Source organism: Streptomyces sp. NPDC051578, from assembly GCF_044454045.1.
Lineage (GTDB): Bacteria > Actinomycetota > Actinomycetes > Streptomycetales > Streptomycetaceae > Streptomyces.
The window spans coordinates 796,975-823,052 of record NZ_JBITDH010000002.1 but is presented as its reverse complement, the minus strand read 5'-3'; the positions used below and the strand labels follow the sequence as shown (position 1 = coordinate 823,052).

The following is a 26,078-nucleotide window of genomic DNA, read 5'->3' as shown; positions in this document are numbered from 1 at the left end:
TGAGCGGAGGCAGCCTTACCGAGACTGCAGGGCGAAACAGCGACACGCCGGTACGTGGCGGAAGTTCAGACGGACACAGGATCACCCGAAGGTAGTGCTGTCCTCGTAGGCGCCGGGACACGACTCACCTCAGTGTGTTGGCCGTCGTTATGGCAAGCTGTTGCTTTCGATGTAAGTGGCGGTTTTTGACGCAGTCACGACATGACGTGGATCTGTCCCGGGCATCGGTCGACCAGCCATCTGCGGGCCGTGAAAGGTGGTGCGGCCACCGGCCCGTCCCCGGTGGACTGGCGTCTCTACGCCTACCGCGGCTACGACCACGCAGCTACCGGACCAGGTCCGACGGTGCGAAATCACCCCGCACATCGCCCAGCGCGGCACCGAACTCGGCTCCGGACTCGGCGTACACCGCTGGGTCGTGGAAGGCGCCATCGCACTCGGTTGTGCCGTCATCTGCCGGCGACGACTGAGGACCCCACTCTGATTCCGGGCAAAAGTAAGGTGGGATTCCATGTCGCGGACTCGCGCCAAGCGCAAGGAGGCGCAAATGCTCGCCAACTCGTCGGCACTGGCGGCCGGAAGGCGTCATTCGGTCGCACGGCGCTGGGATGGAACCGTTCTCGCGGTGGGCAATACCGCAGCCGGTGAATGTCGTGTCGAGCGATGGGAAGACGTCGTCGCGGTGGCAGCCGGCAACGTCCATACCGCGACGAACACGGGCAGGTCTCATACGGTGGGACTCCGGTCGGACGGCACGGTGCTGGCAGCGGGGTGGAATGGCGATGGGCAATGTGATGTCGCCGGATGGCGATGCGTCACGGCCGTGGCCGCAGGCTGGCGCCGCACGCTCGGGCTACTCGCTAATGGCCGTGTGCTGGCGGTTGGCCGGAGTTCAGAAGGACAGTGCGACGTGCAGTCCTGGCGGGAGATGGTCGTCGTCTCGTGTGGTGACTGGCACTCGGTCGGCGTCCGGTCCGACGGTTCTGCACTGGCTGCGGGGAACAACCGACGAGGACAGTGTGACGTTGAAGGGTGGCGTGACCTGGCCGCCATTTCGGCCGGGTATCTCCATACCGTCGGCCTCATGGCCGACGGGCGGGCAGTAGCGACCGGAGACCGGGTAACCGGGGCGTGCGCGGTCGATGAGTGGGAAGACGTGGTGGCGCTCGACGCAGGCAGCTATCACACCATCGGACTCACAGCGTCCGGACGGGTCCTCGCAGCTGGAGACAACAGCTACCGGCAGTGCGAAGTCGGCGGTTGGCGTGACATTGTCGCCGTGGCGGCCGGCTCAACGCACACCCTTGGCCTGCGTGCCAACGGCACAGTCGTGACCGCAGGGAACAATGCCGACGGACAGTGCGAAGTCGATGCCTGGTCCGGAGTCCAGCTTCGATAGGCCCGGCCCGCGTCAACACGAGCTGACATGCCGTCACGTACTGGCCTTAGAGACCTCATTTTGACCGGGTGATCAACGGGGTGCTCTACCGAGTCCGAACGGGCGTGCAGTCGCGGAACCTGCCGGAGAGGTTCGGTCCGTGGGAGACCGTCGGACAGCGAGTTCCGCAGCCGAGTCCGGCGTGAGGCAGCTTCCGAGCACCCGTGGGCGACCGGCGCCCGAACCTCGTCGGCGAGGCCCACGAAACCCCCGCGCCCCCCGCCGGGCCCGAGAAAGGGCAATGGCAGTCGCGCGGAGTACGCGAGCATGGCCGACGACCCCGACGTCACCCCCTACGGCACCTCGCCGAGGTCGAGCTTTCCCAAGCCATCGAGCGGGGCATCCTCACCGAGTTCGAGATCGACGTCCTGGAGATCCGTGCCCCTCCTCCCCCGTCCTCGGAGAGTCGGAAGACAGCACGGCCGGGCCGGCGCCTGGCGCTCCCACCCGGCGTACTCACGGACGGCGAGGACATCGGACGTTGGCTCCGATAGCAGAAGCAGCCGACTGCCTGGGCCCGGCTCCTGACCGAACAGCAGAAACACCTGCCCGCCCTGGGCGCGGAACCCGCCGGGCCCCGCCTCCAGCCCCCGCGGGGCTCGTACGGCCAAGGGCCCCGGCAAAGCGCATCAGGCATTCCAGCGGGGCTTGCGGCCCCGGCCCAGTGGGTGGAGCCAGCGGGGCCAGCGGCCGGCGCCGAGGGGCCACAGCGAAGAGATCGCGGTCGACGGCGAGGCCGAGCCGGTGGCTGTGAAACTGGGAGTGAGGGTGCCGAACACCAAATCGAGGCGCGACAAGCTCGCCCAGGAGCTGGCCGCGCTGCGGGAACCGGGCATCGGCTGGCCCTGAAGCCGCACACTGGACAAAGGGTGCCCATCGAGGTCGCCCCGATGACCATGCGACCACACCTGTCCGGCGCTCCCGACGGGCCACGCAGCGACTTCGGCGCCGAGGCTCTGGACGGCACGTTCAATCCGAGGGGCGCAGCTTGGGCGGGCCGCTGCGGAGGCGATCTCGGGGCCGGTGGCGGGAGCACCGGGTGGGCAGCGGCAGACGACTGCGGAGCGCGCAATTTTGGCCTGGCCTGCCCCTTCATGGTCACCATCGCGGGACTCGTATGAGTGACGTATCCGGTGTCGGCCCAGGTCGGTCCGCTACGGGCTGCTCTGATGATCACTGGCCCCGCCGCCTGGCAGGCCGTCTCATGACCGTACGGGTCTCCCCGTACGGCCAACGAACGGAGCTACCCGTGAGCCGTGTTCCGAGGACCAGGAACGCCCTGACTGCTGCCGCTGCTGCCGCCTTCCTGGCCGTCGGTGCCACCGCCGCCCCGGCCCAGGCCGCGAACGGCACCATCTCCTGGGTCAACGGAGGCGACTACCGGACCATGACGGTGACCAACCCGGCCGGCCGCTCCTGCTGGCCGGTCGGGCTGCACTCGTACAACCTCACGAACAACACCGACGAGTACCTCCAGGCGTACACCTCGACCACCAAGGGGGCTTGTATGGGCACCTCGTACACCGTCAGCCCCGGCGGGACGTTCATGAGGGAGTTCGCCAGCTTCCAAGTCATGGGCGGCTGACACAGACCGTGACACGCCGAAGCTGAAGCGCCGCCTCCCGCTCCGCTGGAGGCCCGCCGCTGGTTGCCGTGCCACTCTGACCTCAAGGCCAGTGGCCGAGCAGAACACTCCCATTTCGCTACTCTTCGGCCTACCAACAGACGGGATGACCTTCAACAAGGCAACCGGTGTCACGTCGGGCACGTCGTCACGGCAGCCGAGGCCGAACCGGGCAGCACTCCAGCGCCACCCCCAATCCGAGGTCGTACAACCAGCCTTCGGCAGGCGATGTGATCATCGGCCGCCCCGACGGAACAGTGGAAGTACAGACGCCGCGCAGAAGGCGGTGCGGAATGTCCCCGCGCAGCGGGCCAAGAACCCGAAGGCGGGGCCGAAGACGCTGCCGACGCCCACGATGAAGCAGCTCTCACGCGCCCGCACCCCGCCTCACTGTCGAAAGCCTGGTCCGCCGCGGCCCACAGCCGCAACGACCTCTCGTCATCCGCCACACGCCGGCCGCAGGCCGCCGGCCCCGCGGTCGGGCCGGAAGCCTCAGGGCTCCCGAACTCCATGCGCTCCTCCACAACACCACACCCACGGTGCCCACGCACACCCGCCGCTGGCTGCCGTGATCAGGCCCCGTCGGCGCCGGACTGGGGCCCTGCGACGGGTGCCCGTTCGTTTAGGAGGCGTCCGAGCGGTCATACGGGGCGCTGTAAGGCTTTTTCGACCGAGCAGGGAGTGATCAGCTGTGTCTGGTGAGCAGAAGGCCGAGGCGAAGGGCGAGCAGGCCAAGGGCAAGCTCAAGGAGACCGCTGGCCGCCTGACAGGCGATGAGCGGATGGCCGGCGAGGGCCGCGCGGAGCAAACCAAGGGCGATGCGCGTGAGGCCAAAGAGAAGATCAAGGACGTCTTCAAACACTGACCTACCCGCCGTGAGGGCCCGGACCGCGGAGCGGTCCGGGCCCTCACGGCGTGCCGGCGCCCAGCCGGGACGGTCAAGCAGCGGCGGGCTGAGGGCGGGTGGGCCGGGACGGCTCAGCCTGGCCGAAGAGAAAACGCGGCCGCCGACTACCCGGTTTGGGACGCGTCGGGTCAGGGTCAGCCGTTGCTCATCACGGTGTTGATCCAGGTGGTGAAGGTGCTGATGCGGTTGAATACGGGACTGCTGGCGTTGGGGGCGGCCAGACCGCAGCCGGCACCCCAGGAGTAGATCCCGACCAGCCGGCCCTGGTAGGCGAGTGGGGCGCCCTGGTCAGCCGGACAAGTGTCCTTGGCACCCTTCGGGTCACCGGCGCACAGCATGCGGCTGGTGACCTTCCCGCCTTTGAAGTTCTGGCACTGGGTGGCGGAAAACGTGGTGAGTGTGGCTTGCTGCAAGAGATCGGGCAGGTCGTTTTGGGCGTTCGTCGCGCCGAAGCTGGTGACGATGCCGGCACTTCCGACCGCGGGGTCGCTCTCGGCAAGGGGGATCGGTTTGATCGACGGGCTGGCAGGCAGGCTGTCGGCCAGCGTGAGCACGGCGATGTTGCTGTCGTAGGTGCTCTCGTCGAACGCCGGGTGCACGGTGATCACCGTCACGTCCTCTGAGAGTCCGCCCTCGTAGTACTTGTTGGAACCGACGCGGACGTTGACGTCGGAGGGTGCGAGGTCGCTCACGCAGGTGGCGGTGGTGACGACGTGCTTGAGGTCGACCAGCGCCCCCTCACACATCACGACTGGCCCCTGCACGGACACCATGTAGGGAAACTGGGAGGCGCTCCCCACGCTGCTACCACCGGAGACCGCCTGCGCGGCAGTCAGCGGCAGGGCCAGACATGCCGCCGTCAACGCAACACCCGCCCACCGCGCCCGCCGCGCCCAACCCCGTGTCGCACGCCCTGCCGTTGCACCCCTCACAGGTGCCTCCCGTTCGGATGGACAACGTGGCGTCCGGAGCCACGTGTCAGGATGATGCGTTCAACGAACACGGCACCGGTCAGTCACCACGGCCATCGGTCAGGCCGCCCGCGTCCAAACCGGCACCCGTCGTTCGCGGCCCAGACCTTCCCCGCTCTCGAAACCCCGGCACACCCCTTTACCTACGGCGCTCTATGGAGCCCGTTGGCCTGCGCCTTCGTGAGCAACGACGAGGGCCCGCCCGACCGGTCAGGTCGTGCGGGCCCTCGTGCTGTGCGATCAAGCGGTGAACTGCGGCCTCGTCCCCCGGCTACGGCTGCCCGAGGGGCTCACCTGGTGTAGCAGGAGAGGTCCTCCTGGTCGGTGATCAACCTCCCGGCGATCTTGAGGTTGCCGTCGGAGTCGAGGATGCCGACGGTCTTCTTCGAGCTGCCGTGGTGGGTGACGAAGTAGACCTCGTCCGCCTCCTGGGAGGTGGAGTGGTTGGAGTTCATCACGATCTCCACGCTGTTCGGGGGGAGGGGGGAGGGCCGCGACGTTCTTCTCCGAGGAGCCCGGGTAGGTCTGGTTGTCCACCAGCCTGACCTTGCCGTGGTACTCCCCTTCGTCCCAGCGCGACGCGACTCCGAGGTCGAGCTCAGCCATGGTTCCCCCCCCTTGAGGTCCGGCGGGACGCGCCCGCCATGTCGAGTCGTGCTGGCTGGGGCGACCCGACCAAGTGGGCGCGGACCGGGCCGCTGTGGCCGGACCGGACGCCGAAGCGGGGTGGGCGGTGGCGTGTTACCGGATGGTCCTTCGAAGCTCATCGGTGCTTGTGGTCTGACGGGTTACCCGTACGCGTCGGTGGCCGCATCACGCCGCATGTCCCGACGGTGCCGGTCGTCGGGATCCTGCGTCGGAAGCCACCGTTGCCCTCCACCGGCCGGGGTCGGTGGAGGGCAACGGCAGTGGGACGAGCGGACCGACGGGCGCGGGACGTCAGGGGCAGCTGACGAGGACGACGGAGAGAACGGCGCAGGTGACGGCCGCACTGTCATTGTCGGGGTTGGGGTCGACGGGTGCGGAGGCGGTCCGCACGCCGGTGACGGTGACCGGGCCGAGTGCCAGCAGGCTCAGGGGGACGCGGAAGGTCTTGCTCACGCTCGCGCCGGCGGCGATGGACCCGTAGGAGCAGGTCACCGTGGTGGTCGCGGAGGTGCACCCGGGGGCGAGGCTGGTGGCCGAGGCACCCGCTGGAAGTGTGGCGGTGAGGCTCGCTGACGTGAGGGCGCCGGGGCCGGTGTTGCGGGCGGTGAGGGTGTAGCTGAGGTAGGGAACCAGGATGCCCAGGTGCGGCTGGGCGGCGAGGTCGACGTCGATGTCCGAGGCCGGCGGGGCGGGCTTGAAGGCCATGCCGTAGGGGCCGCTGAACCCGGTGATCGTCGTGGTGACCGTGTCGGAGGCGGTGTCGATCATCGAAACAGTGTTGGCGGACTGGTTGGTGGCGTAGACGGCCGTGCCGGACGGGTTGGTCCTGGCCTGAGCCGGGTTGTTGCCGACCGGGATGGTCGCGGTGACGGTGCTGGTCGCGGTGTCGACAACGGAGACGGTGGCGCTGCCGTAGTCGGCGACGTAGGCCCGCGTGCCGGCCGCGTTGAACGACACGCCGTTGGGAGCGGTCCCGACCGGAATGGTTGTGGTGACCGTGTTGGTGGCGGTGTCGATGACGGAGACGGTGTTCGTGCCGTTGTTCGTGACATACGCGAGGGTCCCAGTGGGGCTGACGGTCACACCCGAGGGAGCGCTGCCGACCGCAATGGTTGTGGTGACCGTGTTGGTGGCAGTGTCGATGGCCGAGACCGTGTCCGCATAGTTGTTCGCGACGTACGCGGTGGTACCCGACGGGTTCACTGCCACGCCGTTCGGGCCGCTTCCGACCGCGACCGTGGCGTTGGTCGTGTTGGTCGCGGTGTCGATGACCGAGACGGTGTTCGTACCGTTGTTCGTGACGTACGCGAGCGCTCCGGACGGAGTGAGGGCCACCGTGAGGGGGCTGCTCCCGACCGGGACGGTCGCGGTCACCGCGTTGGTCGCCGTGTCGAACACCGAGACGGTGTCACTTCCGAAGTTGGTGACGTAGGCCCGGCCGCCGGCGGGAGAGACCGCCACGTTGGCGGGATTGCTGCCGACCGTGACACTGGCGGTGACGGCGTTGGTGCTCGTGTCGATCACCGAGACGGTGTTGCCACCGATGTTGGCCACATAGGCGAGCGGGCCGGTCGCGGCGTGCGCGGGCGCGCCCAGTGCAACCACCCCCGTGAGCGCGAGGGCGCCACCCGTGGCGAAAGAGATCAGGCGGCGCCCCCAGACGAAGAAGGGCCGGCGTATGCGGGCAGGTGCAGAAGGCAAGGGACTCCCCCCAATCGGTCCGCACGGCGACGGCGGGTCCGGAGGACCCGGGGGCCGACGGCCGTGCGGTCACGCGACTCCACCACCGGCGGCCGGTCGGCCCGGGGACGGTTCGGAGCTCTGGCGGCACTGCATCCATCGCGCACCGCCCCACCACGGGCTGAACCCCCGGGCGGCACGGCACACCTCACGCACCACCGCAGCAGGAACCAGGGCAGCGGCGGCCTACTCCAGCCGGACAGCAGCAGAGCCACTCCCCCGTGAAGTCACCAGAATCATCGTGACCCCCCACCAGGAATGATGGAGAACATCCATAGTTGTCTGCATTCGATTCATGAAACTGACGACGAAAGACCTTGACACCGCATCAGACCCTCCGGCCGACATCTCCGCGACGAGGTGAGGCTGGACGAGGGTGGCGTCCAGGACGTCGCGGGTGCCCCACACCGAGGCGAATCGCGGGCTGTCGCCGCCGGTAGGGCCGGCGACCGGGCAGCTCGATGAGCGACCCAGGCCATCGGGCCAGATGTCACCGAGCTTCGGACCGACTTGTGACGCGGGCTACCGGCCCCTGAGCAGACCGCCGACCGTAGTGATGCCGGCGGTGATGGCACGTTCGCCGACATTGCCGAATCCCAGGACCAGTTGCACCGGCTGGGTCGCATGGGAGGAGCGGCAGGTGCTCATTCCGTAGAGACCGACGGACCGGTCGTATGCTGCGGCGATGAGGGCCTGCTCGTCGACCGGTCCGTCGAGGTGCGCGACCGCGTGGAAGCCTGCCGCGAGGCCGGTCACCCTGACCTTGGGGGCGTATTCGGCTATCGCCGCCAGCAGGGTCGTGCGCCGTGCCGTGTAGGTCGTACGCATACGGCGCAGGTGCCGGTCGAAGCGGCCGGACTCGATCATTCTCGCGAGGGCGAGCTGATCGAGCGTGGGCGACCCGCGGTCGCTCAGCTGCTTGTGCTCGGTGATCAGCTCGGTGAGCGCGGGCGGGCAGAGCATCCATCCGATGCGCAGCGCGGGCGCGAGGGATTTGCTGACGCTGCCTATGGAGATCACGCGGTCGGCGGCGAGTCCCTGCAGTGCGCCCACCGGCTCCCGGTCGTACCGGAACTCGGCGTCGTAGTCGTCCTCGATGACGACGGCGTCCCGGCTCCTGGCCCACTCGATCATTGCGAGCCGCCGCTCGGGGGCGAGAGCGACACCGGTGGGCCACTGGTGCGCAGGGGTGATGACGACGGCGCGGGCGTCGGTCGCGGCGAGTGCCTGCACGTCGATCCCGCGCTCGTCAACCGGCACCGGAATCGCCGACACGCCCGCCCAGGAGGCGGCTGAGGAGATCGTGGCCGGTGAGCCCGGGTCCTCGTACGCCACCGTGCGGATACCCGTCCTGGCCAAGGCGGACAGGGCCAGAGCGAGGCCCTGCGCGTAGCCGGAGCAGATCACGATCCGGTCCGGGTCCGCCGCGGAGGCGCGCACCCGCCGCAGATATCCGGCCATGATCTGGCGCAGTACCGCACTGCCGCGCGGGTCTCCGTAGTCGAGCGCCGCTCTCGGCATGGTCCGTGCCGCTTCACGAGTGGCCCACAGCCAGTCGGCGAGCGGGAAACTGCCGAGGTCCGGAACGCCCCACGTGAAGTCGGCCACCAGGCGTGGAGGCGCCGAGGGCGGTGGCGTGGGCGCCGAGGGTACGCCTGAGCCGGCGGCGACCCGGGTGGCAGAGCCGACGCGTGTCACGAGGTAGCCCTCGGCCTGGAGCTGGGCGTAGCACTCCTGCACCAGCCCGCGCGACAGCCCGAGTACCCGAGCGAGTTCACGGGAGGACGGCAGCCGTTCGCCGACCTCCAGCCGGCCGGTCCGGATCGCGTCCCGCAGCCGGATTTCCAGCTGGGATCGCAGCGGCTCGCCGCTGTCCCGGTCGATGACCAGCAGCAGATCAGGTGACAGACCGGACCACTCCAGAGGCATGAAATTGGATCTTACTGGTGATCCACTCGGCCTCTAGCTTTGCCGTATGACAAGAATGATCAACTCCCAGACTCAGTGCGCCGGTTCGCGACCGCCCCTGGTACGCGGCCCCTGCTGCTGCGTTTCGTATCGATCATCGGTGCCTCGACGAGCTTCTACCTGCTGTTGTCGGTCGTCCCCCTCTATACCCAGGCGTCCAGTGGAGGCCACGGCAACGCCGCAGGACTCCCCACGGGCGCGCTGATGCTGGCCACTGTCGGAGGTGAGGTGGCCACTCCCTGGCTCGTTGCCCGCTTCGGCTACCGCCTGACGCTGGTGGCGGGGCTGGTCCTCCTCGGTGCGCCCGCGCTCGCGCTGACCGCTTCCGGGAACACAGGGTCGATCACGGCGGTCTGTGTCCTACGCGGTATCGGCTTCGCGCTCACGGTCGTCGCGGGTGGCGCCATGACGGCCTCGCTGATCCCGCCCGAGCGCCGCGGTGAGGGCCTGGCACTGGTCGGTATCGTGTCGGGGGTGCCGTCGCTGGTGGCCCTGCCCCTGGGTGTGTGGCTGGTCGCGCACGTGGGGTACGGACCGGTAGGCATCGCCGGATCCGTGGCCGCGCTGGCCGCGATCGCCTCGGTGCCGGGCCTGCCGGACCGCGAGCCGACCCCGGGACGGTCGATCGGGGTGCTGGCGGGGTTGCGAACAGCTGCTCTTGTGCGGCTCGCTCTCGTCTTCTCGGCTACTACGCTCGCTGCGGGAATCGTCGTCACTTTCCTCCCCCTTGCCGTCCCATCGGCTTCCACCGCAGTCGTCGCCGGGGCCCTGTTCGTCCAATCCGCGGCGTCAACCGTGGCCCGCTGGGGCGCCGGCCGACACGGCGACCGGCACGGACCGGCCTCACTCGTCGTGCCCGGCCTGGCCGTCTCGGCCGCAGGAACGCTGCTCATCTCCCTGACCCACAGCCCGATCGCCGTTGTCGTCGGCGTGGCCCTGTTCGGGGTCGGCTTCGGCATCACCCAGAACGCCACACTGACGCTGATGTACGCCCGTGTCCCAGCATCCGGATACGGCACCGTCAGCGCCCTGTGGAACTTCGCCTACGACGCGGGCATGGGCGTCGGCGCCGTCGGGATGGGGGTGCTCGCGGGCCGGACGGGCTACCCACTGGCCTTCACCCTCACCGCCGCGCTCATGCTCACCGCCCTCGCCTCGGCCTGGCGCGATCGCCCCCCGACCGGCTCCCGCGCATGACGACCCCGCGGAACCGGACCAGATTGCGCCTCCCGGTTTCATGAACCTGGCCTCAGGTCCGATCCGCCTGCCTGCCGAGATGTCGTGAGAGGCGGAACGGTGGGGCAGGGCGGGCGGCGGCCTTGGTGGTGTCCCGACGTGACGGCAATTACCTCCGGGGTAATCGCACCGCCCAACCTCCAACGACTACGTTCGTGGCCATCGCTCACCCCCGGACTGAAGGGGCCCCGTCGTGCCCGCTTACGGCTTCGCTCACCTCCGCAGCCGCCGGAATCACTCCGACGTCATCGAGTACCTGGAACGCATCCAGGAAACCCTCGACCCCTTCGCAGGCCGCTTCGTCATCCACGGTCCGCCGGCCGAAGTCGTAGAGGGGACGTGGCCCGGCAGCATGGTGCTGATTGAGTTCCCCAGCCTGGCCGAAGCCCGTGCCTGGTACGACTCTCCGCCCTACCGATCCATCCTGCGTCTGCGTACCGACCACGTCGACGGCGACTTGCTGCTGATCGAAGGCGTCAGGCCGGACTACGACGCGGCCGAACGAGCTAGCAAGCTGCAAGCAGAAGCCGGCCAAGAAGGCCAGTCGACCACGTGATCCCCCGCCCCTCGGCACCCGTTTACGGAGGAGCGGAAATCTGGGGCGATCGAACATCTGGCGACAGAACGCCGTCGATCGCCTCACGAAATGTGCGCCAGAGCACGGACCAGCATGAGATCGAGCGGGTTGAGTGCAGCCGCTTCGACCTTGACCACGACCTCGTCCGGTCCCGCGGCCGGCTTCGGCAGCTCGGCGATGGTCAGGCGGTCGAGCGGTTGGTAGTCGATGGCGACGAGGGCTTTCACGGGCGATTCCCTGAGCTGGGTCCGTACCGGAGCCGTACCGACGACGCCACACGGCACGGGCAGAGGCGGTCACTGAGAACGACGTCCAGCGGGCTGGACGGGGTCGCGCTGATCTCCTCCGCCGAGACCCGCCGCACCCTGCGGGTCCTGCGCGACCTGACGGTCCGGCGGACCGGGGTCCGGTAGGTCTGGCTCACCCCGACCGGCGTCGATCCCGGGCGGGTCGCGGAGTACGTCCACTTCCGGCGGCCCGGTCTCGGCTGGACCGGGGCGGACCTTGACGCCGTCGCGGAACTCCTGCCCGTCGAGCCCGAGGTCACGGTCGACACCCGGGCCGCCGCGCACGGCCACTGGGAGGAGGACGGCGTCCACCTCACCCCGGCCGGTCAACAGCACGTCGCGGCGGTGGTGCTGGACGCGCTCGCGACGCAGCCGGCCGGCCCCGCCGTGACCGCGCCGGTGGGCTACCTCGGGCTGATGGTGACCTGGTACGTGCTTCCGCTCCTCCCGTGGGTGCTCACGGTGACGATCTGGCCGTGGCCGTCCCACTTGGCGTTGTGACCCTGGACGGTGACGCGGTACCCATTCGGGTAGGTCTCCTTCGGCACGGTGATCTCGGTGGGTCCGGCGGCGTGGTCGCGGGTGCGGAAGGTGAGGGTGTAGGTGCGTGTGGCGGGGTCGTAAGCGAAGCCGAGTGGGTCACCCGCGACGGCCCGCGCGTAGGGCTGGACGAGCAGCCGGGCGTTGGGCTTCACCGCGCCCGCCTGGTCGAGGAAGCAGTAGCCGCCGCCCCGGCACCACTGCCACCACGTCCAGCCGCTGGAGAAGCGGTCCAGGGAGGCCGTCATGTCGGTGACGAACCGGCTCGCGTGCGGAACGTACGGGTTGCCGCCCCACTCGCCGACGATCACCGGCATGCGGTGACGGGTCGGGTAGTCGCTGATCGCGGCCTCGTAGGCCGGGATGAAGGTGCCGTCGGGGTCGTAGTCACCGCCGGTCTCCATCGCGGTCTCGTAGAAGTGCGGCGCGTACCCGGCGTGCGGGTCATCGATGGACCCCATCCGGGTGGGGACGCCGAGACCGACGATGACGGTGGGTTCGACGAACACCCACGACTTCTGGTCCACGAGACGGACCGCCCGCGCGAGACGGTTCCACATCTCGGTGAGCTCGCCGGCCTCGAAGCGGGCCGCGGCGGCAGGGAGGTCTTCGCCCTCGAGGAAACGCGCGAACGGCTCGTTCATCAGGTCATAGCCGAGCAGCGCGGGATGCCTGCCCAAGGCGGAGGCGACCGTCGTCCACATGCGGGCGTGCGCGGTGCGCAGGTCGGTGTCCTTGTACAGGTGGTCGAAGGCAGCCTGTACAGACGGCTCGAAGTACTCGGAGAACCAGTCCTCGGGTATCGGCCGGAACGGCAGGCCCTCGTCGCGCGTGGCCCAGGCGGGCACGCCGCGGGAGCCGAAGTGCGGTCCGTACACGTCCTGGTGGGCGTCGAGGACGACCTTGACGTGGTAGCGGTCGGCCCAGTCGAGGATGCGGCGCATCTTGGCGAGGTAGCCGCGGTCGTAGTGCCCGGGCGCCGGTTCGAGATCGTCCCAGAAGAACGCCAGGCGCGCGAGGTTGAACCCCCGGGTGGCCATGTCCTTGAGGTCGCTCTCGTGGATGTCGGCGAACGCGTCGGCGCCCCGGCTGCTCTTGTCGGCGAGGTTGAAGCCGCGCCACTGCAGCGCGCGGCCCTGGCCGTCGGCGACGTAGGTGCGGCCGTCAACGGTGACACGGTCGGAGGCGCGGTCGGGGTGGGCCTGGGCCTGCGCAGGGAGGACGCCGAGCAGGAGGGCTGCGACACCGAGGGCGACTGGGGCGAAGCGGGAGGTCCGGCGCATGCAGGGGACCCTTTCGAGAGTAGCGTCTCTGACGATGTGTCACGTGCCGGTGGGATGCTACTGACCAGTGCGGCAAGTTCCCATAAATCGGCCGGAGTTGTTGATGAGACTTCCTGCTTCGCGGACCTCCCTGCCCGCGATGCCGGCCGGCAGGGTGCTCACGTCAGCAGGCGCAGTGCTGTCGCCGCGATGCCCAGTCGTACACTCTGACCCCAGGTCAGCTGCAGGGCGTCCGCCTCCATGCCGTCGCCGAAGACCACGATCCGGTCCGACTCCACCGTCAGCCGCAGTCCCTCGCGCTGTTCCAGATGACCGCCGACCATCGAGGTTCCGGTCGCGGGCGACGGCCAGGCTTCGCGGACGAACCACAGGAGTCGGCGGTCCGACGGTGCGGGCAACTGCGCCGTGCTGCCGCGTTCCAGCCACAGGGAGCGCAGCCAACCGGTGGCGCCGGTTCCGGTGCCGACGAGTACGCCGGAGGACGCCTGGGCCTCGCCCGGACCTTCTTCGCCGTCGGGGCGCAGGCGGTAGCGGGCCGTCTGATGGCCGGGCGAGCCCAGGTACATCTCGTTCAGGGCCAGGAGGCGCTGGGTGTCGTCGGCGACGGCCTCGACCATGGTCAGGTCTTCCGTCGGCCCCCCGTCGGCCGCGGCGCGCAGGAGGGCGGCCGTGTCGATGCAGCGGTGACGGACCAGGACTCCGGGGTTGCGTCCCGGGTCGGTGTCGATGCCGACCACGGGCTGTCCGGCGAGGTACTTCGCGGTGTTGGCGACCAGGCCGTCCTGCCCGACCACGACCACCACGTCCTCCGGCGCGAACAGGAAGCGGTCCAGGTCCGCCCGTTCCACCCGGGAGCTGCGCCAGGTGAGCGGTACCGCCGCCGCCACCTCTCGCAGCGCCTGCCGGGTCCGGTCGTGGCGGCCGACCACCTCGTCGATCGAGCGGCCCCGGCTGGAGAGGAAGAACGCCGCCTGCCCGTGCGTCCCGTGGCGGTCGATCAGCTCCTCGTACTCGGTCCTGCGGTGCACGAGCACCGCCCGGGGTGCCAGGCTCACGCGTCCGCCCCGGTGTCCGGGCGCCCGAGCCTGCCGAGGAGGCCGGTGAGGATGTCCGGAGTGAGCGTGACGCTCTCGACGCGCGGCAGATTCTCCGCCAGCCGGGTCGCCGCCAGGGCGTACAGCGTGCCCGCGCCAATCTCGTCGTGCACCTGCAGCCAGGAAGCCTGGGCCTCGGCCCGTGCCGACCCGGTCTCGCGCTCCGCTGCGGCGTCCGCCCGGGCCAGACGGACCTTGCGCGCCGCCTCGGCCTCGGTCCGGACGCTGTCGGCAGCCGCCTTCTCCTCCGCCTCGCGACGGGAGTTGACGCCCCGCTGCTCGATCAGCTGCTCCTCGCGCCGGGCCAGTTCGATCTGGCTGGCCAGCTCGTTCTCGGCGATCGCACGCTCCCGCTCGACGGCGACGGCTCGCCGTTCGTAGGTAGCCCGGTCCGCCTCCTGCTGGATCTGCTCGCGGGCCGGTGTGCGCAGGGCGCGCTCCACCTCGGCCTCGGGCCGGATCGCGACGACGCGTACGGCCACCACGTCGATGCCTGTGTCCGGGAGCCGGGGCTCGGCGGCGAGACCGGCGGCGACGCTCCCCCGCACGGAGGCGACGCCGTCCACCAAGGCCACGGCCAGCGGGGTCCGGGCCAGTACGTCCAGCGTGTGCTGCTGCGCGGTCTCGGTGAGGAGGGTGGAGATCTGCTCCAGCGGCGCGCCGCGCCAGCTCCCGCTGTCCGGGTCCACGGAGAAATCGAGCCGGTCCGCCGCCGCGGCCGGGTCGCTGATCCGGTAGGTGACGGTGGCCTGCACGGTGACGTCCTGGAAGTCGGCCGTACGGGCATGGAACGCCATGGCCAGCTCCCGGTCGTCGACGGGCACTTCGGAGAGTGCCGCCGACAGCGACCGGTACCAGAAGCTGAGCCCCCGGCCGTCGTGGACGAGGCGGCCGCGCTTGTGGTGACGGATGTGGGCGGTGGGCGCGGTGCGCAGGTGACGCCAGCCGAAGCGACGGGTGATGTCGGCCATGGTGAGAAACCCCCTTCATTTCGTCATCATGACGATAATCGGCAGTCCTTCATATCGTCAAGAGGACGAAAAGGCGCCTTCCTGGACGGGAAGACCAGTAACCCCAGGAGAAGCCGAGCTCTTCGGCCAGCTGGCGGTTGAAGGAGGCCCAGCGGGCGCGTGAGCCCGGATCGGCGTTGTGGGACGAGCCGAACTCGCCGACGAAGATCGGCCTGTCGTGTACGCGTCCCCACTCGGCCAGGCCGGCGAAGGCGCCGGACAGCACGGAGCGTTCCTCGTCACTGCCCTGCCAGGTCGTGCCCAGCCAGGAGAGGGGGTCGCCGAACGGGGTGTCGGTGCCGAGCCAGGTTTCGCCCTGCATGGTGAAGGTGGTCGGCCTGTACTGGTGGACGGTGACGATCAGGTTGCGGTCCTCCTCCGGCAGGTCAAGGTCGGACAGGCGCCGCATGTTGTCGTAGGAGGCCGGGCCGATGATCACGGCCCGGACGGGGTCGGGGCGTTCGTCCAGCCGTTCCGTGGCGGCGATGCCGTCGGTGTCCAGGGCGGCGGCGTAGGTCACGGTCAGACCGGTGAACCGAGCCCTGCTGCACGTCGCGCACCGCGACGATCCCGGAGCGGCCGGAGGACCGCCGCCGATGGTCACGGTCACTCTGACCGGGCCCGGCATACCCCGCTCCTGCGCCACCCCGCAGAAGTTCGCCGCACACCAGGGCGCCCTGACCACCGACACCCTGGACCAGGTCGTCGCCTGCGGGCTGACCGACCCCGCCCAGCTGACCGGCCTGGTCGTGACCTACACCGCCACCCGCGGCGCCGGCAGCGCCACCGCCCTCGAACAGCTCGACGGTGTCACCCTGGAACTGGCCTACCGGCCCCCGCTCTCGGTACGGCCCACCAAGGCGAGCAGCACCCCGACGCCCACCGCCGCGGCGTTCCTCAACCCGAAGAACGCGCAAGCGATCGACACCACCACCTCGACCGCGACGCTCGCCACGGCCACCCCGTCGGCGTCGATCCAACTGGGTGCTTTCTCGATGCCGCCCCTGCCGGCGGGAGCAGTGATCGACAAGGTCGTACTGCGCATATCGCACCAGGACGACGACACCACCCAGCCACCGCCCTCGCCGTCGGCACCACCCTCGCCAAGGCAGCCACCGACGGCCGCGCTGACCGTCTCCGGCACCGGTACCGCCTGCGACGCGAACCACGCCCTGACCTCCCATGAAGGCGCACTCGGTGTCGATGTGGTCGACCTCGGCGCCTGCGGGGTCACGAAGGGCGACCAGCTGTCCAAGCTCGCTGTCGACTATGCGGCGAGACTAAGCACGGGCAGTACCGAAGCCGCCGACCAGCTCGACGGCGTCGAGCTCGACATCGTGTTCCGCGCCCCGTCCATCAGGGCACCGTCCGGCTGCCCCACCGAGGGCAGCAGTTGCGCGGTGCTGAAATCGACCGCCGACGCCGACACGACCACCGATCACAGCCGCCTGCTGATCAACGGCACCGTCTACGCGCCGACCGCCGCCGTCGACCTGTCGATGAGCCAGGTCGGCTCGCAGGTCGTCACCCGCGGCATCATCGCCCGGACCATCGCTCTCGGCATCAGCCCGGCCGCCGGTTACCTCCGCCCGGTGATCGGAATCCCGCCGGAGCCGGTGCTGTTCACGACCTATCCGGCCGTGATCACGAAACCGGCGTCGGTCACCGGGATCACCGGGTTCACGCCCCCGGCGCCCGGCGCAGCCGTAGACGTCTCGGACGCCACCCTCCCCGGGGGCGGCCGGGCGTCCCTCACGCTCAGCGACTACGCCCAGCCGGCACCGGCCACGACCGGACCGCTCGACCACGTCGTCCTGCAGATGGCGCACCACGAGGAACTCGACGCCGAGTCGGTGAAGGTGTCGGTGGACTTCCCCGGCAGCACCTGCACCGGCGTCAACCACGCACTGGACGTGCCGGTGATCCACATCGCCGTGACCGACCTTATGGGTCGCCGCCCAGCGCCCCACAACGACCCCCTTTGTACGGGCCGTCTGGCCGCCGTCAGTCGCGCCGGTCAGAGATTCGTTTGGTGTTCGACGGCTTGCGGCGCCGTTGGCGGGGCATGCGGGCATGGTTAGCCGGGTCGGTCGGGACGGGAGCGGTGTAGGGGCCTGTGGTAAACGAGAACACGGATCAGTCGCTGGTTGATCGGTCCACACGAGAGACGGTTGCATTCGCCGGGTCCGAGCCACTGGCACAGGCCCGACTGGCCGCCCGCGGCTACCTGTCCGATGTCCAGGGTGTGTACGGCATCCCCGTGTCCGAGCGAGTGATGGACGCAGTGCAGTTGGTGGTCAGTGAACTGATGACCAATACGCGCAAGTACGCGCCCGGTCCGTGTCTGCTGGATCTGGATATCGACAACGGCGCTGTGGTGATCACTGTCTGGGACACGGACTCGACGCTGCCAGTAGCCCACGTCGCGGACCCGTGCCGGGTCGGACAGCACGGCCTGGAAATCGTGATGGGGGTGTGCCGCAGCTTCGAGGTGCGGCGCGAACCGGTGGGGAAGTGCGTCCGCGTCACTGTGACCCTGGCCGATGATCCGGACGGACATCCGGCAGGCCAACTCTTCTGACCTCCGTGTCCGCGACCCGGGATCGCGGACCTACTCCGACGGGACCTTCTACGAACCCAGGCGCACGGAACCAGATGAAGGCAACAGTTCCTGATCGCGAGCGGAACCGCCACATCGCGTGGACGACCACGGAGAACCCCTCTCCGAGGATGAAGTTCAGGTGCTCCGGACCCGCGCGCCCAGCCATGGGTGAGCGCCGGAGAACTGTGCCGTCGACTCGATGAGCATCTCTCTCAGAGACATCAGCCGACCCACCGCAGAAACGGCAACGCAGGCGCCGACTCCGCACCTGTCCACTCCGGTCGGTTGCCGTCCACGGCCACCTGTCCGATGGTCAGCCCAGGTGGCAAGGTGAACGTTCGTCCTGGTCGACATCACCGGGATCTACGTCCACTGGTACGCGGGCCGCTCGAAGAGCGAGTTGGCAGCTTGATGGTGCTGCCGTGCTCACGGCACATGTTCGTCCGCCCCCGGTCCCCCGGGTCCACCGTCTGAGGCGCGGTTGCACGGGCGCTTCCGCTTCTCAAGCCGGTTGTTCACCCGCCTGCCGCCTCACAGATCTCCGTCGCGCAGTTCACCACGGAGTCCTGGAAGCGCCATCGCCATCGCATCGGTCACATTGGGAGCGGCAGCGAAAGCCCGGTCGCAGCCCGTGATCTGCAGGAGGCGGGCCATTCTGGGTTGCACCTCACCTGCCAGCACCACCGGCCGGTTCAGTGCGGGCTGGAGCATGATGCTCAGGGCCGTGGAATCTGCGAAGGTCACGGCAGAGATGTCGAGGACGAAGCGTGAGACGCCGGGCGCCTCGGGGTCCAAAGCCGTCCGCAACTCGCTCGAAGTCTCCATGTCGAACTCACCCACCATCACGACGATGCGCGTGTCGTTCTCGGCTCGCATCTCGACGCGGTTGCGTGCTTCGGTCTTCTTCGGTTCCATGCTTCCGTCCTCGGTTGCGCGACGCAGGCCGGGCCTTGGACTCCTTACCCAAGACGGCAAAGATTCTGCGGCTCGGTGGGCTCTGACAGTCCACCTCTTCATCGGATTGTGCGTCTAGGTCGTAGCTTCGCAGACCCGCCGTACGGCGACCAGGGTGACGGGTACAACGACGTGGAACAGGTTTACGGCGCTCGTCTTCACACCATGACAGCCGCGTCGCCGTTCCTCGAACCTATGTGCCGCGGGTGCGGCATGAAATTTCTGAGGCGTGCCCGGACGCCTCCCCCACGACTTCACGGCCAGGCTCCGTGCCACGTCCCAGCGGGGGCAGGCCGTTCCTCGCCGCCCGCGTCACCCACCGAGGGTCAGGCCCGCGGGGAGTACCCCCTTGGCCGTGGCGCTCTCATGACGTTGCCAAGGCAACTGTGGTGCGCCTTCGCGCTAGCATCACAACTCTCCGCACCGATCGAGAAGGCGACCTCCCGCTATGGCCGATGACGCCCACCTGTTCCTGCTGTCCGATCAGCATCCACACGTGGGTGCCGCCCTCGCCGCGGTGGGAACGCTGGAGTGTTCCGAGACACCGGCTGTCCGAGGATGGCTTCATGCCCACGCCGTCTCGCCTGCCTCAGAACAAGTCAGGATCCTGCCGGCCGAGGAGGCAGTGCTCATCCCAGAAGACGCCGAACGGCTGCCGGTCCCCTTGAGCGAGGAAGAGGCGGTCCGGGTCCGCCAGGCATGTGCCCCTCAGCCGGTGGCTGATGTCGAATCGGAGTTGCTGCACTTCAGGGACACGACGCAGGATTGGGAAGCCCTCGTCCACCGAGCGCTGATGGCCGGCATCCCCGCCTCTCGCATCGTGTCGCTCACAGGGCTCAGCCCGCAGGACGTCGGCCGGCTGGTCGTCCAGGACTGAGGGAACCCCGGATTCGCCCACCGTCATCGCATTCCCTGGCAGCGCAGTCACGTTCTCGTCACTCCTGCCGGTGGTCGCAGGCGGCGAAGGGCCGGAGTAATGCGGCCCGAGCAGGTACGCCGCTCCACTCCCGTTAAATCCTGGTATGCGGCACGAACAGGATTGCCTCCCGTGTCTGCCGGTCCGGCGCCCGAGGACGTCTCTGAACCTGCTTCGGCGCCCAGCTCAGCCGGTAACGGCGCGCTGAGCCACCACAGTTCATTCGACCCGATCCAGCGCCGCGCCGCGCCGTGCCCGATGCTTCCCCACGGCTCGTCAGCGGTGAGCCCGTACCTGCGGCTTGTCCTCGAAGGACTCACCCATGACCGACACCACTCACACCCCTCTTCACCAATAAGGAAGCGCCCGTCCGGCCCGGGACGGGCTGGCTATCGCCGCACTGATCACCGGAATCACCTCGCTGCTGCTCCTATGGCTGTGGTTCCTCGGGATTCCCCTCGCCCTCGTCGCCATCGGGCTGGGAGTCACGGCACTCCGCAGAGTTCGCGCCTACCCGGTCGGCGGCCGAGAGACGGCCATTACCGGCCTGACTCTCGGGTCCGTGGCTGTGGTCCTCTCGGCAATCCTCGTCGCGGCCGGGGTCTCCCTCCTCAACTCCGACGCGGGCAAGAACTTCCGCCGCTGCATGGAGACGGCGCATTCCCAGCGGGAAAAGCAGCATTGCGCCGACCAGTTCACCCAAGAGGCCAACAACTGACGCCTCCCCCATCTGACCCTGTTCTGCGAAGGTTGAGTGGATGGGGATCCGTTCGCTTCACATCCGCCGCACAAATGGACCGGCCACCTCGGCACGAAGGGTCGTACCCCCCGGTAGTGAGGTGACGCTTCACCGCCCTTACGCGTCAACAGGGGACTCCTGACCGCCGCCTGCGTCAGCGCCATCCCAGCGCCGAAGCGAGAGGGCTCGACCATCCCGGAAACCTGGCCTTGTCGCACCTGCCGGGACGGGGTGAACGAAGCGTTTCTTTGCCTACGACGCCAGCTCACGTCCGCCTCGCATGCGAACCCCTGAGCTGAACGGCGGCGCCGGCGGGTTCGGCTGGCCGATGGTCCATCGCCTGTCGACCGAGGTCTCGGTCACGCATGAACGCCGCGGCGGAAAGACCATTCGGGCGCGCATGCCTCGGTACGAGGTCGAAGAGCCATAGTCGGTTCGGACCTGCATTCTGCCCGCCGCAGCCGCCTGGTCTTCGGCGGGGATCGCAGGCCGTCGGGGCTGGGCGGCTCCGCCACATCGCCCCGCGGCGCATGCCATGGGCGGTCCCCACTGCCGCAGGCACCCCCACCGCACGCGGCGCACTGACGACACGCTTCGGGCCTGAGGCAGGCGGCTTGCCGCCGTAGCCGTCGCCTGGCCGCCGTCACGCACGGGCGCCGCCCGGGATGCCACAAACTCGCGGGCTGGCCGTCTCCCCACATAGCCGGGGTGAAGGTAGGATAGACAGTTGTCTCATAGCAACTTTTTAGGCGATGAATATTGGACTGCGGCTCCTGGGTCTTGTACCGCTGGTGTTCCGTCCGCAGCTCGTCGGCTGAGGGTGCTCGTCCGCCGGCAGACCTGCCGTCTTGTCCACCGATCACTTCCGAAGAGATGAACCTGACCATGACGAACTTCCTGGCTGTGGAGCGCGCTCTGCGTACAGCCGCGCCGCATGACCTCCTTCACGCTGTTCGTAGCGCGCTGATCGAGCACTATGCCGCGATCGAAGTGGACTTGTTGATGGCGGATTACAGCTTGTCCGTGCTGCAGCAGGTCACCGCCCTGCCCCACACGGCGGAGCCTCTTCCGGTGCAGTCGACTCCCGAGGGCCGCGCGTTCGGCAGCCAGCAACCGTTCGGTCAGTACGCCGCCGAGGACAACGCCATGGACCTGCACCTGCCGGTCACCGTCCGCGGGGACAGGCTGGGAATCCTCACCGTTCGCATGCCGGAACAGCTGTGTACCGAAGAGACGATCGGGGAGCTGCGCGATCTGGCGGAGTTGCTGGGCCACGAGATCATCGTGGCGGAACGCGACACCGACTTGTATCTGCAGGCGAGGCGGGCGACCAGGCTTACGCTGGCTGCGGAGATGCAGTGGCAGCTGCTGCCGGGACGGGCATGCGCGCGTCCAGAATATGCGATCGGGGCGCAGTTGGAGCCCGCGTACGACATCCACGGTGACAACTTCGACTGGTCGACCACGGCGGAGACCCTGACCATGACCGTCACGAACGGGATGGGTGACGGGATTCAGGCGTCGTTGCTGACCAACCTGGCAGTCAACGCTTTGCGCAATGCCCGCAGGGCCGGTATCGACATCGCCGACCAGGCGGCGCTCGCGGATCAGGCCATCTATTGGCAGCATCGCGGGCGGGAGTACGTGTCCACGCTGCTGTTGTCCTTCGAGCTGGCGACGGGGCGCGGGAAGGTCGTGGACGCCGGTTCTCCGCAGCTTTGGCGGTACCGGGACAGATCGGTGGAGCGTGTGCAGTTCGAGGCGCAGTTTCCTCTCGGGATGTTCGAGGAGTCGGTCTACGTAGCCCAGGATTTCGACGCCCTTCCAGGGGACCGACTCATCTTCGTAAGTGACGGTGTGTACGGGGCTTCCGGTAACGGTGGGGAGCCCTACAGTGAGCGTGCTCTGGCGCGGGCGATCCACGCCACCAGCCTTCTGCCCGCCGCTGCGGTGCCGCGGGCGATTCTGCGGGAACTGGCGGCCTACCGCGATACCGCCGCGGAGGACGACGCGCTGGTGACCTGCCTGGATTGGTTCGGTCGACCGGCTGCTTGATCGAACGCTGCCGGGTACGGCCCGGCAGCGGCCTCTCCATCGCTCGCGAAGTGCGCCATGCGGTGGGTGCGGGTGGGCGCGCTTGGTGTGTAGCGAGACGCTCAGCGTGCCCGGGGACATTTGTGGCGCTCGGTGGGGATACTTTAATCAGAGAGGGCACACGACCCATATCCGTTCAGTCGGAAGCCCGTCATCGGACGGTGCCTCTCTGAAAGGAATTCGCACCTGCACATGGGGAGTGACGGCCACAATGGACCGCGCGGGACCACCCGAAGACCCTCAGCGCGGCACGGCGCGAGAGGTGGCTGATGCGGCTGAGGCTCTGATGGACCTGTGGGGGCGCGTCGCGCAAGCCTCTCCCCCACGCCTGTCGAATCTGCAGGTGAGGGCCCTGGTCGTCGTGCGGAGGGTTCCGGGCATCAATCTGACCCGGCTGGCGGAGGAAGTCGGGACGGGTGCTCCCGCCACCAGTAGGTTGTGTGATCGCCTGGAGGCCGCAGGTCTTTTGAAGCGGCGCCGTTTGGAGGGCAACCGGCGGGAGATCGGGCTCACTCTGACCCTTCACGGGCAGGAAACGATAGATCGTTTGCAGGAGCTGCGGTCTGATGCTCTGGAAAAGGTACTGAGTCACATGCCGTCCGACCAGCGTCGAAATCTGGTGGACGGCCTGCGTGCATTTGCGAAAGCTATGAACGGCGACGGCGGTGCGGCGGAGGCCGGGTCGCGGCGCCGTACGTGACGAGCCGCCCGCGTCGGGCCGCCACGGCTACCTGCCTCTCCAGTCCATACAGATCACCGCCGCGTCCTGGGGCAGGTCGTAGCCGCCGTGGTGCTGTACCAGGCCGTCGACGACCGCGCGGGCCGTCTCATGTGCGGAGGCAGTGCGGGTCGCGGCGATGATCTCTCGCAGGGCCCGTTCGCCGAAGGCATCGTGTCCCTGGGCCGGGGAGCCGTGGACGCCGCTGCTGACGACCACCAGACGGTCGCCCGGCAGGACGTCGAAGGCCTGCTGTCGGTAGTCGGTCTCCTCGAACATCCCCAGTGGCATCTGTGCTTCGAACGGCACCCGGCGCACAGTGTCGCGGCGGAGCCGGAACAGTTGCGGTGACCCCGCGTCCACGGCCTGCGCGTGGCCGGTGGCGAGATCGAACTGCAGCAGAAGGGACGGCGCATACCGCTTGCCGCCATATTCGGCGTAGACGGCCTGGTCGGCGAGGCAGGCTTGGTCTTCGAGGCTGGTGCCTGCGCGGCGGGCGTTGCGCAGGGCGTTCACGGCGAGGTTCGTCAGCAGGGCGGCGTCGATGCCGTGGCCCTGTCCGTCGGTGACGGTAACGGTCAGGCATTCCTCGGTGGTGTTCCAGTCGAAGTTGTCACCGCCGATGGCGTATGCGGGCTCCAGGTGGCCGCCGAGGGTGAACTCGGGCCGGGTGAAGCCGCGGCCGGGGAGGAGCTGCCATTGCATCTCGGCAGCCAGCGTGAGCCTTCTGCGTCGTCGGGCCTGCAGGTACAGGTCGGTGTCCCGCTCGGCGACGATCAGCTCATGGCCGAAGGCGGTGGCGAAGGCGGCCAGCTCCAGTACGCGGGGAGCGCCCTCCACGGGCTCGGGCAGGCGCACGGAGAGCACGCCCAGGCGGTCACCGCGGACGGTGATGGGGAGGTGGGCGATGACGATGCCGGGCTCGGTGGTGACCTCCACGATGGGGGCTTCGGCGGAGAACGCCCGCCCGGCGGCGGCAGCGGCCTCGCCGCGGACCGCGATCTGTTCCCCTGTGTGGGGAAGCTGCGTCACGGGTTGCAAGACGGTCAGGCCGTAGTCGGCGAGGAGCAAGGTCACCTCGCTGGCCTGCACGTACTCGGCCAGCAATTCGCCGGCCGCTGCCAGGAGCGCGGTGGGAGCTGCCGCTCGCAAAGCCCGCTCCGCTATCCCGAGCCAGGCATCGCAGTCATTGGACATGGCTTCTTCTCTCATTGCCCGCGGACGCAGGGAGCGGCGAAGGCGAGGCTGGAACCCCCAGCGAAGGCAGCGCCACTGTTCTTCATGTTCCACCTCTGGCAAACCCGCTGCCATGTCCCGGCCCATCAGCCTAGACCGGCGACTCGCTACCCCTCCATGATACTTGCCCCGTGGCAATCGTTTCCCTCTGTCCTGCGGCGATCAGCCCACACTTCGGCCGACGAGACGACGCCAGGTGGTCCAGGCTGAAGGGGCTGCTTGAGTTCCGAGCCCGGCGACGGGCCGAACTGCTGCTCGCAGATGACCGGCTCACCGGCTGCCGGTTGTCCGCGGCAGGCAAAGCACAGCTCAAGGGGTTTGGGTGTCGACGGTGCGGCGGTACGACCGGGCCACATGTGGCCGAGCCGTTCCCGCCTTTGCCGAGGCGGCTGGAGGGTGCCTTCTCAGGCGGTTTCGGTGAGGCGGTCTTCACTGTCCGCCATAACGTCGAGGCCGACATGGGCGGCGGCCGCGCCGCGGAAGGCGGCCAGACCTGCGGCGAGTTCCCGCTGCTGCTCGGGGGACATCCGCTCCAGCACCTTGGTCAGCTCGTGTGCCCGCAGCGCTCGTGCGTCTGCCAGCGCGGTGTGTCCGCGTCGGCTCAGACGCAGCTCGACCTCCCGACGGCTGCTTCTGGCGGGAGAGCGCTCGAGAAGACCGGCCGCTTCCAGGCGGTCGCACAGACGACTGACCGAGGGCGGGGCAGACCCGAGTGCTTCACCGAGGTCGCGCAGATTCACCCCGGCCCGCTGTTCGATGACGATCAATGCCCGAAGCTGTGAAGGCGAGACGGGGGCAGCGGCCTCCTGACTTCGACCCCACAGGACATCGAGCATCTCCAGGAGAGCACAAGCCTCGTGAGCCGTCTGATCATGGCTGAGGGAGGGGAAGGCTCTGGGCATTGCACCACTGTGTCATTCAGGGGCTCGTTTGTCAGCCAGCGGTACTATGCCGGCCTCGCCGCCCGTAAGCGAGCTGACCGATGCGTACGCTCAGGGCGAGGGTGTCGTCAGCCTGGGGTATGCGGGTGTGCATGTCGGGGGCGGTGGCGGTGGCGGCGGGAATCTCGCCAGGCGCACGGTGGGCAGGAGTGCGGGCCGCCTTGATCCGGCGGAGAGTAGTGCACGGCGGCCGGTGGCGGGGGGGGAGCCGACGCCTGATCCTAGGCGTACAGGTAGCGGAATGTGCCGTCGTCGTTCAGCAGGAGGGCGGGAGGGTGGCTGCCGCGTTGTTCGTCGTCTTTCCTCCGACAACGGTCCGGCAGGCATCTGCGCACGGCCAGCGGACACGGGAGGCGATGCCTCCCAGTGCAGTGCTGTGGCCGCGGAGGAGAACCGGCAGGCGCCATGTGCCCGAATTCCCGCCGAACAGTGCCGCCGGCAGAGCAGACCCGCGACAGACAGTGGGCTGGGTGCTCCGGAAGCCTCAACGGTGACGATCAGCCGGGCCCGGCTCCGCCTGTGAGGCGCTTTGAGATGCGGTGTCCAAAACGAGGG

23 protein-coding genes and 2 pseudogenes are annotated in these 26,078 nt (G+C 68.8%); 12 read left to right on the top strand and 13 right to left on the bottom strand.

The genetic code is table 11. From position 1 onward, the window contains the following. Positions 1 to 547: 547 nt before the first annotated feature. From ACIA6C_RS14950 to ACIA6C_RS14935, 4 genes and pseudogenes are all read left to right on the top strand, one after another. Positions 548 to 1,399: an RCC1 domain-containing protein gene (locus ACIA6C_RS14950; RefSeq protein ID WP_399275808.1), complete on the top strand. Its 852-nt coding sequence runs from the start codon at positions 548 to 550 to the stop codon at positions 1,397 to 1,399. 65 nt (positions 1,400 to 1,464) lie between these two features. Further along, positions 1,465 to 1,560: pseudogene (locus tag ACIA6C_RS14945) on the top strand (transposase); the annotation flags it as partial. A gap of 1,127 nt (positions 1,561 to 2,687) precedes the next feature. Then, a complete protein-coding gene (locus ACIA6C_RS14940; protein WP_399275806.1) occupies positions 2,688 to 3,023 on the top strand; it encodes a hypothetical protein in 336 nt (111 codons plus the stop codon). 730 nt (positions 3,024 to 3,753) lie between these two features. Next, positions 3,754 to 3,927 carry a CsbD family protein gene (locus tag ACIA6C_RS14935; RefSeq protein WP_399275804.1) on the top strand — a complete coding sequence of 58 codons (174 nt, stop codon included), beginning with the start codon at positions 3,754 to 3,756 and terminating at the stop codon, positions 3,925 to 3,927. 176 nt (positions 3,928 to 4,103) lie between these two features. Here ACIA6C_RS14935 and ACIA6C_RS14930 read toward each other — a convergent pair whose 3' ends face one another. The 5 genes and pseudogenes from ACIA6C_RS14930 to ACIA6C_RS14910 form a co-directional block, all read right to left on the bottom strand. Further along, positions 4,104 to 4,769 carry a S1 family serine peptidase gene (locus tag ACIA6C_RS14930; RefSeq protein ID WP_399275802.1) on the bottom strand — a complete coding sequence of 222 codons (666 nt, stop codon included), beginning with the start codon at positions 4,767 to 4,769 and terminating at the stop codon, positions 4,104 to 4,106. A 461-nt stretch (positions 4,770 to 5,230) separates the two neighbouring features. Next, positions 5,231 to 5,395 carry a DUF6342 family protein gene (locus tag ACIA6C_RS14925; protein ID WP_399275800.1) on the bottom strand — a complete coding sequence of 55 codons (165 nt, stop codon included), beginning with the start codon at positions 5,393 to 5,395 and terminating at the stop codon, positions 5,231 to 5,233. 85 nt (positions 5,396 to 5,480) lie between these two features. Continuing rightward, positions 5,481 to 5,546 (bottom strand): annotated as a pseudogene (locus ACIA6C_RS14920) (DUF6342 family protein); the annotation flags it as partial. A 333-nt stretch (positions 5,547 to 5,879) separates the two neighbouring features. Further along, positions 5,880 to 7,289, bottom strand: coding sequence for a beta-propeller fold lactonase family protein (locus ACIA6C_RS14915; protein WP_399275798.1), 1,410 nt, complete (start codon positions 7,287 to 7,289; stop codon positions 5,880 to 5,882). Between the two features lie 561 nt (positions 7,290 to 7,850). Then, positions 7,851 to 9,257: a PLP-dependent aminotransferase family protein gene (locus tag ACIA6C_RS14910; RefSeq protein WP_399275796.1), complete on the bottom strand. Its 1,407-nt coding sequence runs from the start codon at positions 9,255 to 9,257 to the stop codon at positions 7,851 to 7,853. Positions 9,258 to 9,332: 75 nt separating this feature from the next. Here ACIA6C_RS14910 and ACIA6C_RS14905 point away from each other — a divergent pair, with 75 nt between their 5' ends. Together ACIA6C_RS14905 and ACIA6C_RS14900 are read left to right on the top strand one after the other, a co-directional pair. Continuing rightward, positions 9,333 to 10,493 (top strand): MFS transporter, encoded by a 1,161-nt coding sequence (locus ACIA6C_RS14905; RefSeq protein WP_399275794.1) that lies wholly within the window; start codon positions 9,333 to 9,335, stop codon positions 10,491 to 10,493. Between the two features lie 232 nt (positions 10,494 to 10,725). Further along, on the top strand, positions 10,726 to 11,088 hold the full coding sequence (locus ACIA6C_RS14900) for a DUF1330 domain-containing protein (protein WP_399275792.1): 363 nt from the start codon (positions 10,726 to 10,728) through the stop codon (positions 11,086 to 11,088). Positions 11,089 to 11,171: 83 nt separating this feature from the next. Here the strand turns inward: ACIA6C_RS14900 and ACIA6C_RS14895 are convergent, their stop codons facing one another. The 5 genes from ACIA6C_RS14895 to ACIA6C_RS14875 form a co-directional block, all read right to left on the bottom strand. Next, positions 11,172 to 11,336 carry a hypothetical protein gene (locus ACIA6C_RS14895; protein ID WP_399275790.1) on the bottom strand — a complete coding sequence of 55 codons (165 nt, stop codon included), beginning with the start codon at positions 11,334 to 11,336 and terminating at the stop codon, positions 11,172 to 11,174. A gap of 464 nt (positions 11,337 to 11,800) precedes the next feature. Continuing rightward, the gene (locus tag ACIA6C_RS14890; protein ID WP_399275788.1) at positions 11,801 to 13,219 is read right to left on the bottom strand and encodes a cellulase family glycosylhydrolase; all 1,419 of its coding nucleotides are present in this window, start codon (positions 13,217 to 13,219) and stop codon (positions 11,801 to 11,803) included. Between the two features lie 158 nt (positions 13,220 to 13,377). Next, positions 13,378 to 14,274: a hypothetical protein gene (locus tag ACIA6C_RS14885; protein ID WP_399275786.1), complete on the bottom strand. Its 897-nt coding sequence runs from the start codon at positions 14,272 to 14,274 to the stop codon at positions 13,378 to 13,380. Beyond that, positions 14,271 to 15,284 (bottom strand): SPFH domain-containing protein, encoded by a 1,014-nt coding sequence (locus tag ACIA6C_RS14880; RefSeq protein WP_399275784.1) that lies wholly within the window; start codon positions 15,282 to 15,284, stop codon positions 14,271 to 14,273. The genes ACIA6C_RS14885 and ACIA6C_RS14880 overlap by 4 nt, the downstream gene beginning before the upstream one ends. A gap of 49 nt (positions 15,285 to 15,333) precedes the next feature. Beyond that, positions 15,334 to 15,843: a glycoside hydrolase family 5 protein gene (locus tag ACIA6C_RS14875; RefSeq protein ID WP_399275782.1), complete on the bottom strand. Its 510-nt coding sequence runs from the start codon at positions 15,841 to 15,843 to the stop codon at positions 15,334 to 15,336. 10 nt (positions 15,844 to 15,853) lie between these two features. Between ACIA6C_RS14875 and ACIA6C_RS14870 the strand changes: the two genes are divergently transcribed. Continuing rightward, a complete protein-coding gene (locus ACIA6C_RS14870; protein WP_399275780.1) occupies positions 15,854 to 17,404 on the top strand; it encodes a hypothetical protein in 1,551 nt (516 codons plus the stop codon). A gap of 35 nt (positions 17,405 to 17,439) precedes the next feature. Continuing rightward, positions 17,440 to 17,904, top strand: coding sequence for an ATP-binding protein (locus tag ACIA6C_RS14865; protein ID WP_399275778.1), 465 nt, complete (start codon positions 17,440 to 17,442; stop codon positions 17,902 to 17,904). 552 nt (positions 17,905 to 18,456) lie between these two features. Here the strand turns inward: ACIA6C_RS14865 and ACIA6C_RS14860 are convergent. Next, on the bottom strand, positions 18,457 to 18,840 hold the full coding sequence (locus tag ACIA6C_RS14860; RefSeq protein ID WP_399275776.1) for an STAS domain-containing protein: 384 nt from the start codon (positions 18,838 to 18,840) through the stop codon (positions 18,457 to 18,459). A 487-nt stretch (positions 18,841 to 19,327) separates the two neighbouring features. On the opposite strand from ACIA6C_RS14860, the gene ACIA6C_RS14855 reads away from it, so the two are divergent. The 4 genes from ACIA6C_RS14855 (at position 19,328) to ACIA6C_RS14840 (ending at position 23,328) form a co-directional block, all read left to right on the top strand. Next, the gene (locus ACIA6C_RS14855; protein ID WP_399275774.1) at positions 19,328 to 19,756 is read left to right on the top strand and encodes a DUF6003 family protein; all 429 of its coding nucleotides are present in this window, start codon (positions 19,328 to 19,330) and stop codon (positions 19,754 to 19,756) included. Between the two features lie 424 nt (positions 19,757 to 20,180). Next, the gene (locus ACIA6C_RS14850) at positions 20,181 to 20,513 is read left to right on the top strand and encodes a DUF4190 domain-containing protein (protein ID WP_399276241.1); all 333 of its coding nucleotides are present in this window, start codon (positions 20,181 to 20,183) and stop codon (positions 20,511 to 20,513) included. 906 nt (positions 20,514 to 21,419) lie between these two features. Continuing rightward, the gene (locus tag ACIA6C_RS14845; RefSeq protein WP_399275772.1) at positions 21,420 to 22,589 is read left to right on the top strand and encodes a PP2C family protein-serine/threonine phosphatase; all 1,170 of its coding nucleotides are present in this window, start codon (positions 21,420 to 21,422) and stop codon (positions 22,587 to 22,589) included. Between the two features lie 301 nt (positions 22,590 to 22,890). Continuing rightward, a complete protein-coding gene (locus tag ACIA6C_RS14840; protein ID WP_399275770.1) occupies positions 22,891 to 23,328 on the top strand; it encodes a MarR family winged helix-turn-helix transcriptional regulator in 438 nt (145 codons plus the stop codon). 27 nt (positions 23,329 to 23,355) lie between these two features. Here ACIA6C_RS14840 and ACIA6C_RS14835 read toward each other — a convergent pair whose 3' ends face one another. Together ACIA6C_RS14835 and ACIA6C_RS14830 are read right to left on the bottom strand one after the other, a co-directional pair. Next, a complete protein-coding gene (locus ACIA6C_RS14835) occupies positions 23,356 to 24,543 on the bottom strand; it encodes a PP2C family protein-serine/threonine phosphatase (RefSeq protein WP_399275768.1) in 1,188 nt (395 codons plus the stop codon). Positions 24,544 to 24,986: 443 nt separating this feature from the next. After that, positions 24,987 to 25,484 carry a MarR family winged helix-turn-helix transcriptional regulator gene (locus ACIA6C_RS14830; protein ID WP_399275766.1) on the bottom strand — a complete coding sequence of 166 codons (498 nt, stop codon included), beginning with the start codon at positions 25,482 to 25,484 and terminating at the stop codon, positions 24,987 to 24,989. Between the last annotated feature and the right edge of the window lie 594 nt (positions 25,485 to 26,078).

Coding starts and splice junctions, on each gene's coding strand:
- ACIA6C_RS14950 (WP_399275808.1), top strand. CDS start 548: ATGCTCGCCAACTCGTCGGCACTGGCGGCCGGAAGGCGTCATTCGGTC.
- ACIA6C_RS14925 (WP_399275800.1), bottom strand. CDS start 5,395: ATGAACTCCAACCACTCCACCTCCCAGGAGGCGGACGAGGTCTACTTC.
- ACIA6C_RS14910 (WP_399275796.1), bottom strand. CDS start 9,257: ATGCCTCTGGAGTGGTCCGGTCTGTCACCTGATCTGCTGCTGGTCATC.
- ACIA6C_RS14890 (WP_399275788.1), bottom strand. CDS start 13,219: ATGCGCCGGACCTCCCGCTTCGCCCCAGTCGCCCTCGGTGTCGCAGCC.
- ACIA6C_RS14880 (WP_399275784.1), bottom strand. CDS start 15,284: ATGGCCGACATCACCCGTCGCTTCGGCTGGCGTCACCTGCGCACCGCG.
- ACIA6C_RS14860 (WP_399275776.1), bottom strand. CDS start 18,840: ATGGAACCGAAGAAGACCGAAGCACGCAACCGCGTCGAGATGCGAGCC.
- ACIA6C_RS14855 (WP_399275774.1), top strand. CDS start 19,328: ATGGCCGATGACGCCCACCTGTTCCTGCTGTCCGATCAGCATCCACAC.
- ACIA6C_RS14845 (WP_399275772.1), top strand. CDS start 21,420: ATGACGAACTTCCTGGCTGTGGAGCGCGCTCTGCGTACAGCCGCGCCG.
- ACIA6C_RS14835 (WP_399275768.1), bottom strand. CDS start 24,543: ATGTCCAATGACTGCGATGCCTGGCTCGGGATAGCGGAGCGGGCTTTG.
- ACIA6C_RS14830 (WP_399275766.1), bottom strand. CDS start 25,484: ATGCCCAGAGCCTTCCCCTCCCTCAGCCATGATCAGACGGCTCACGAG.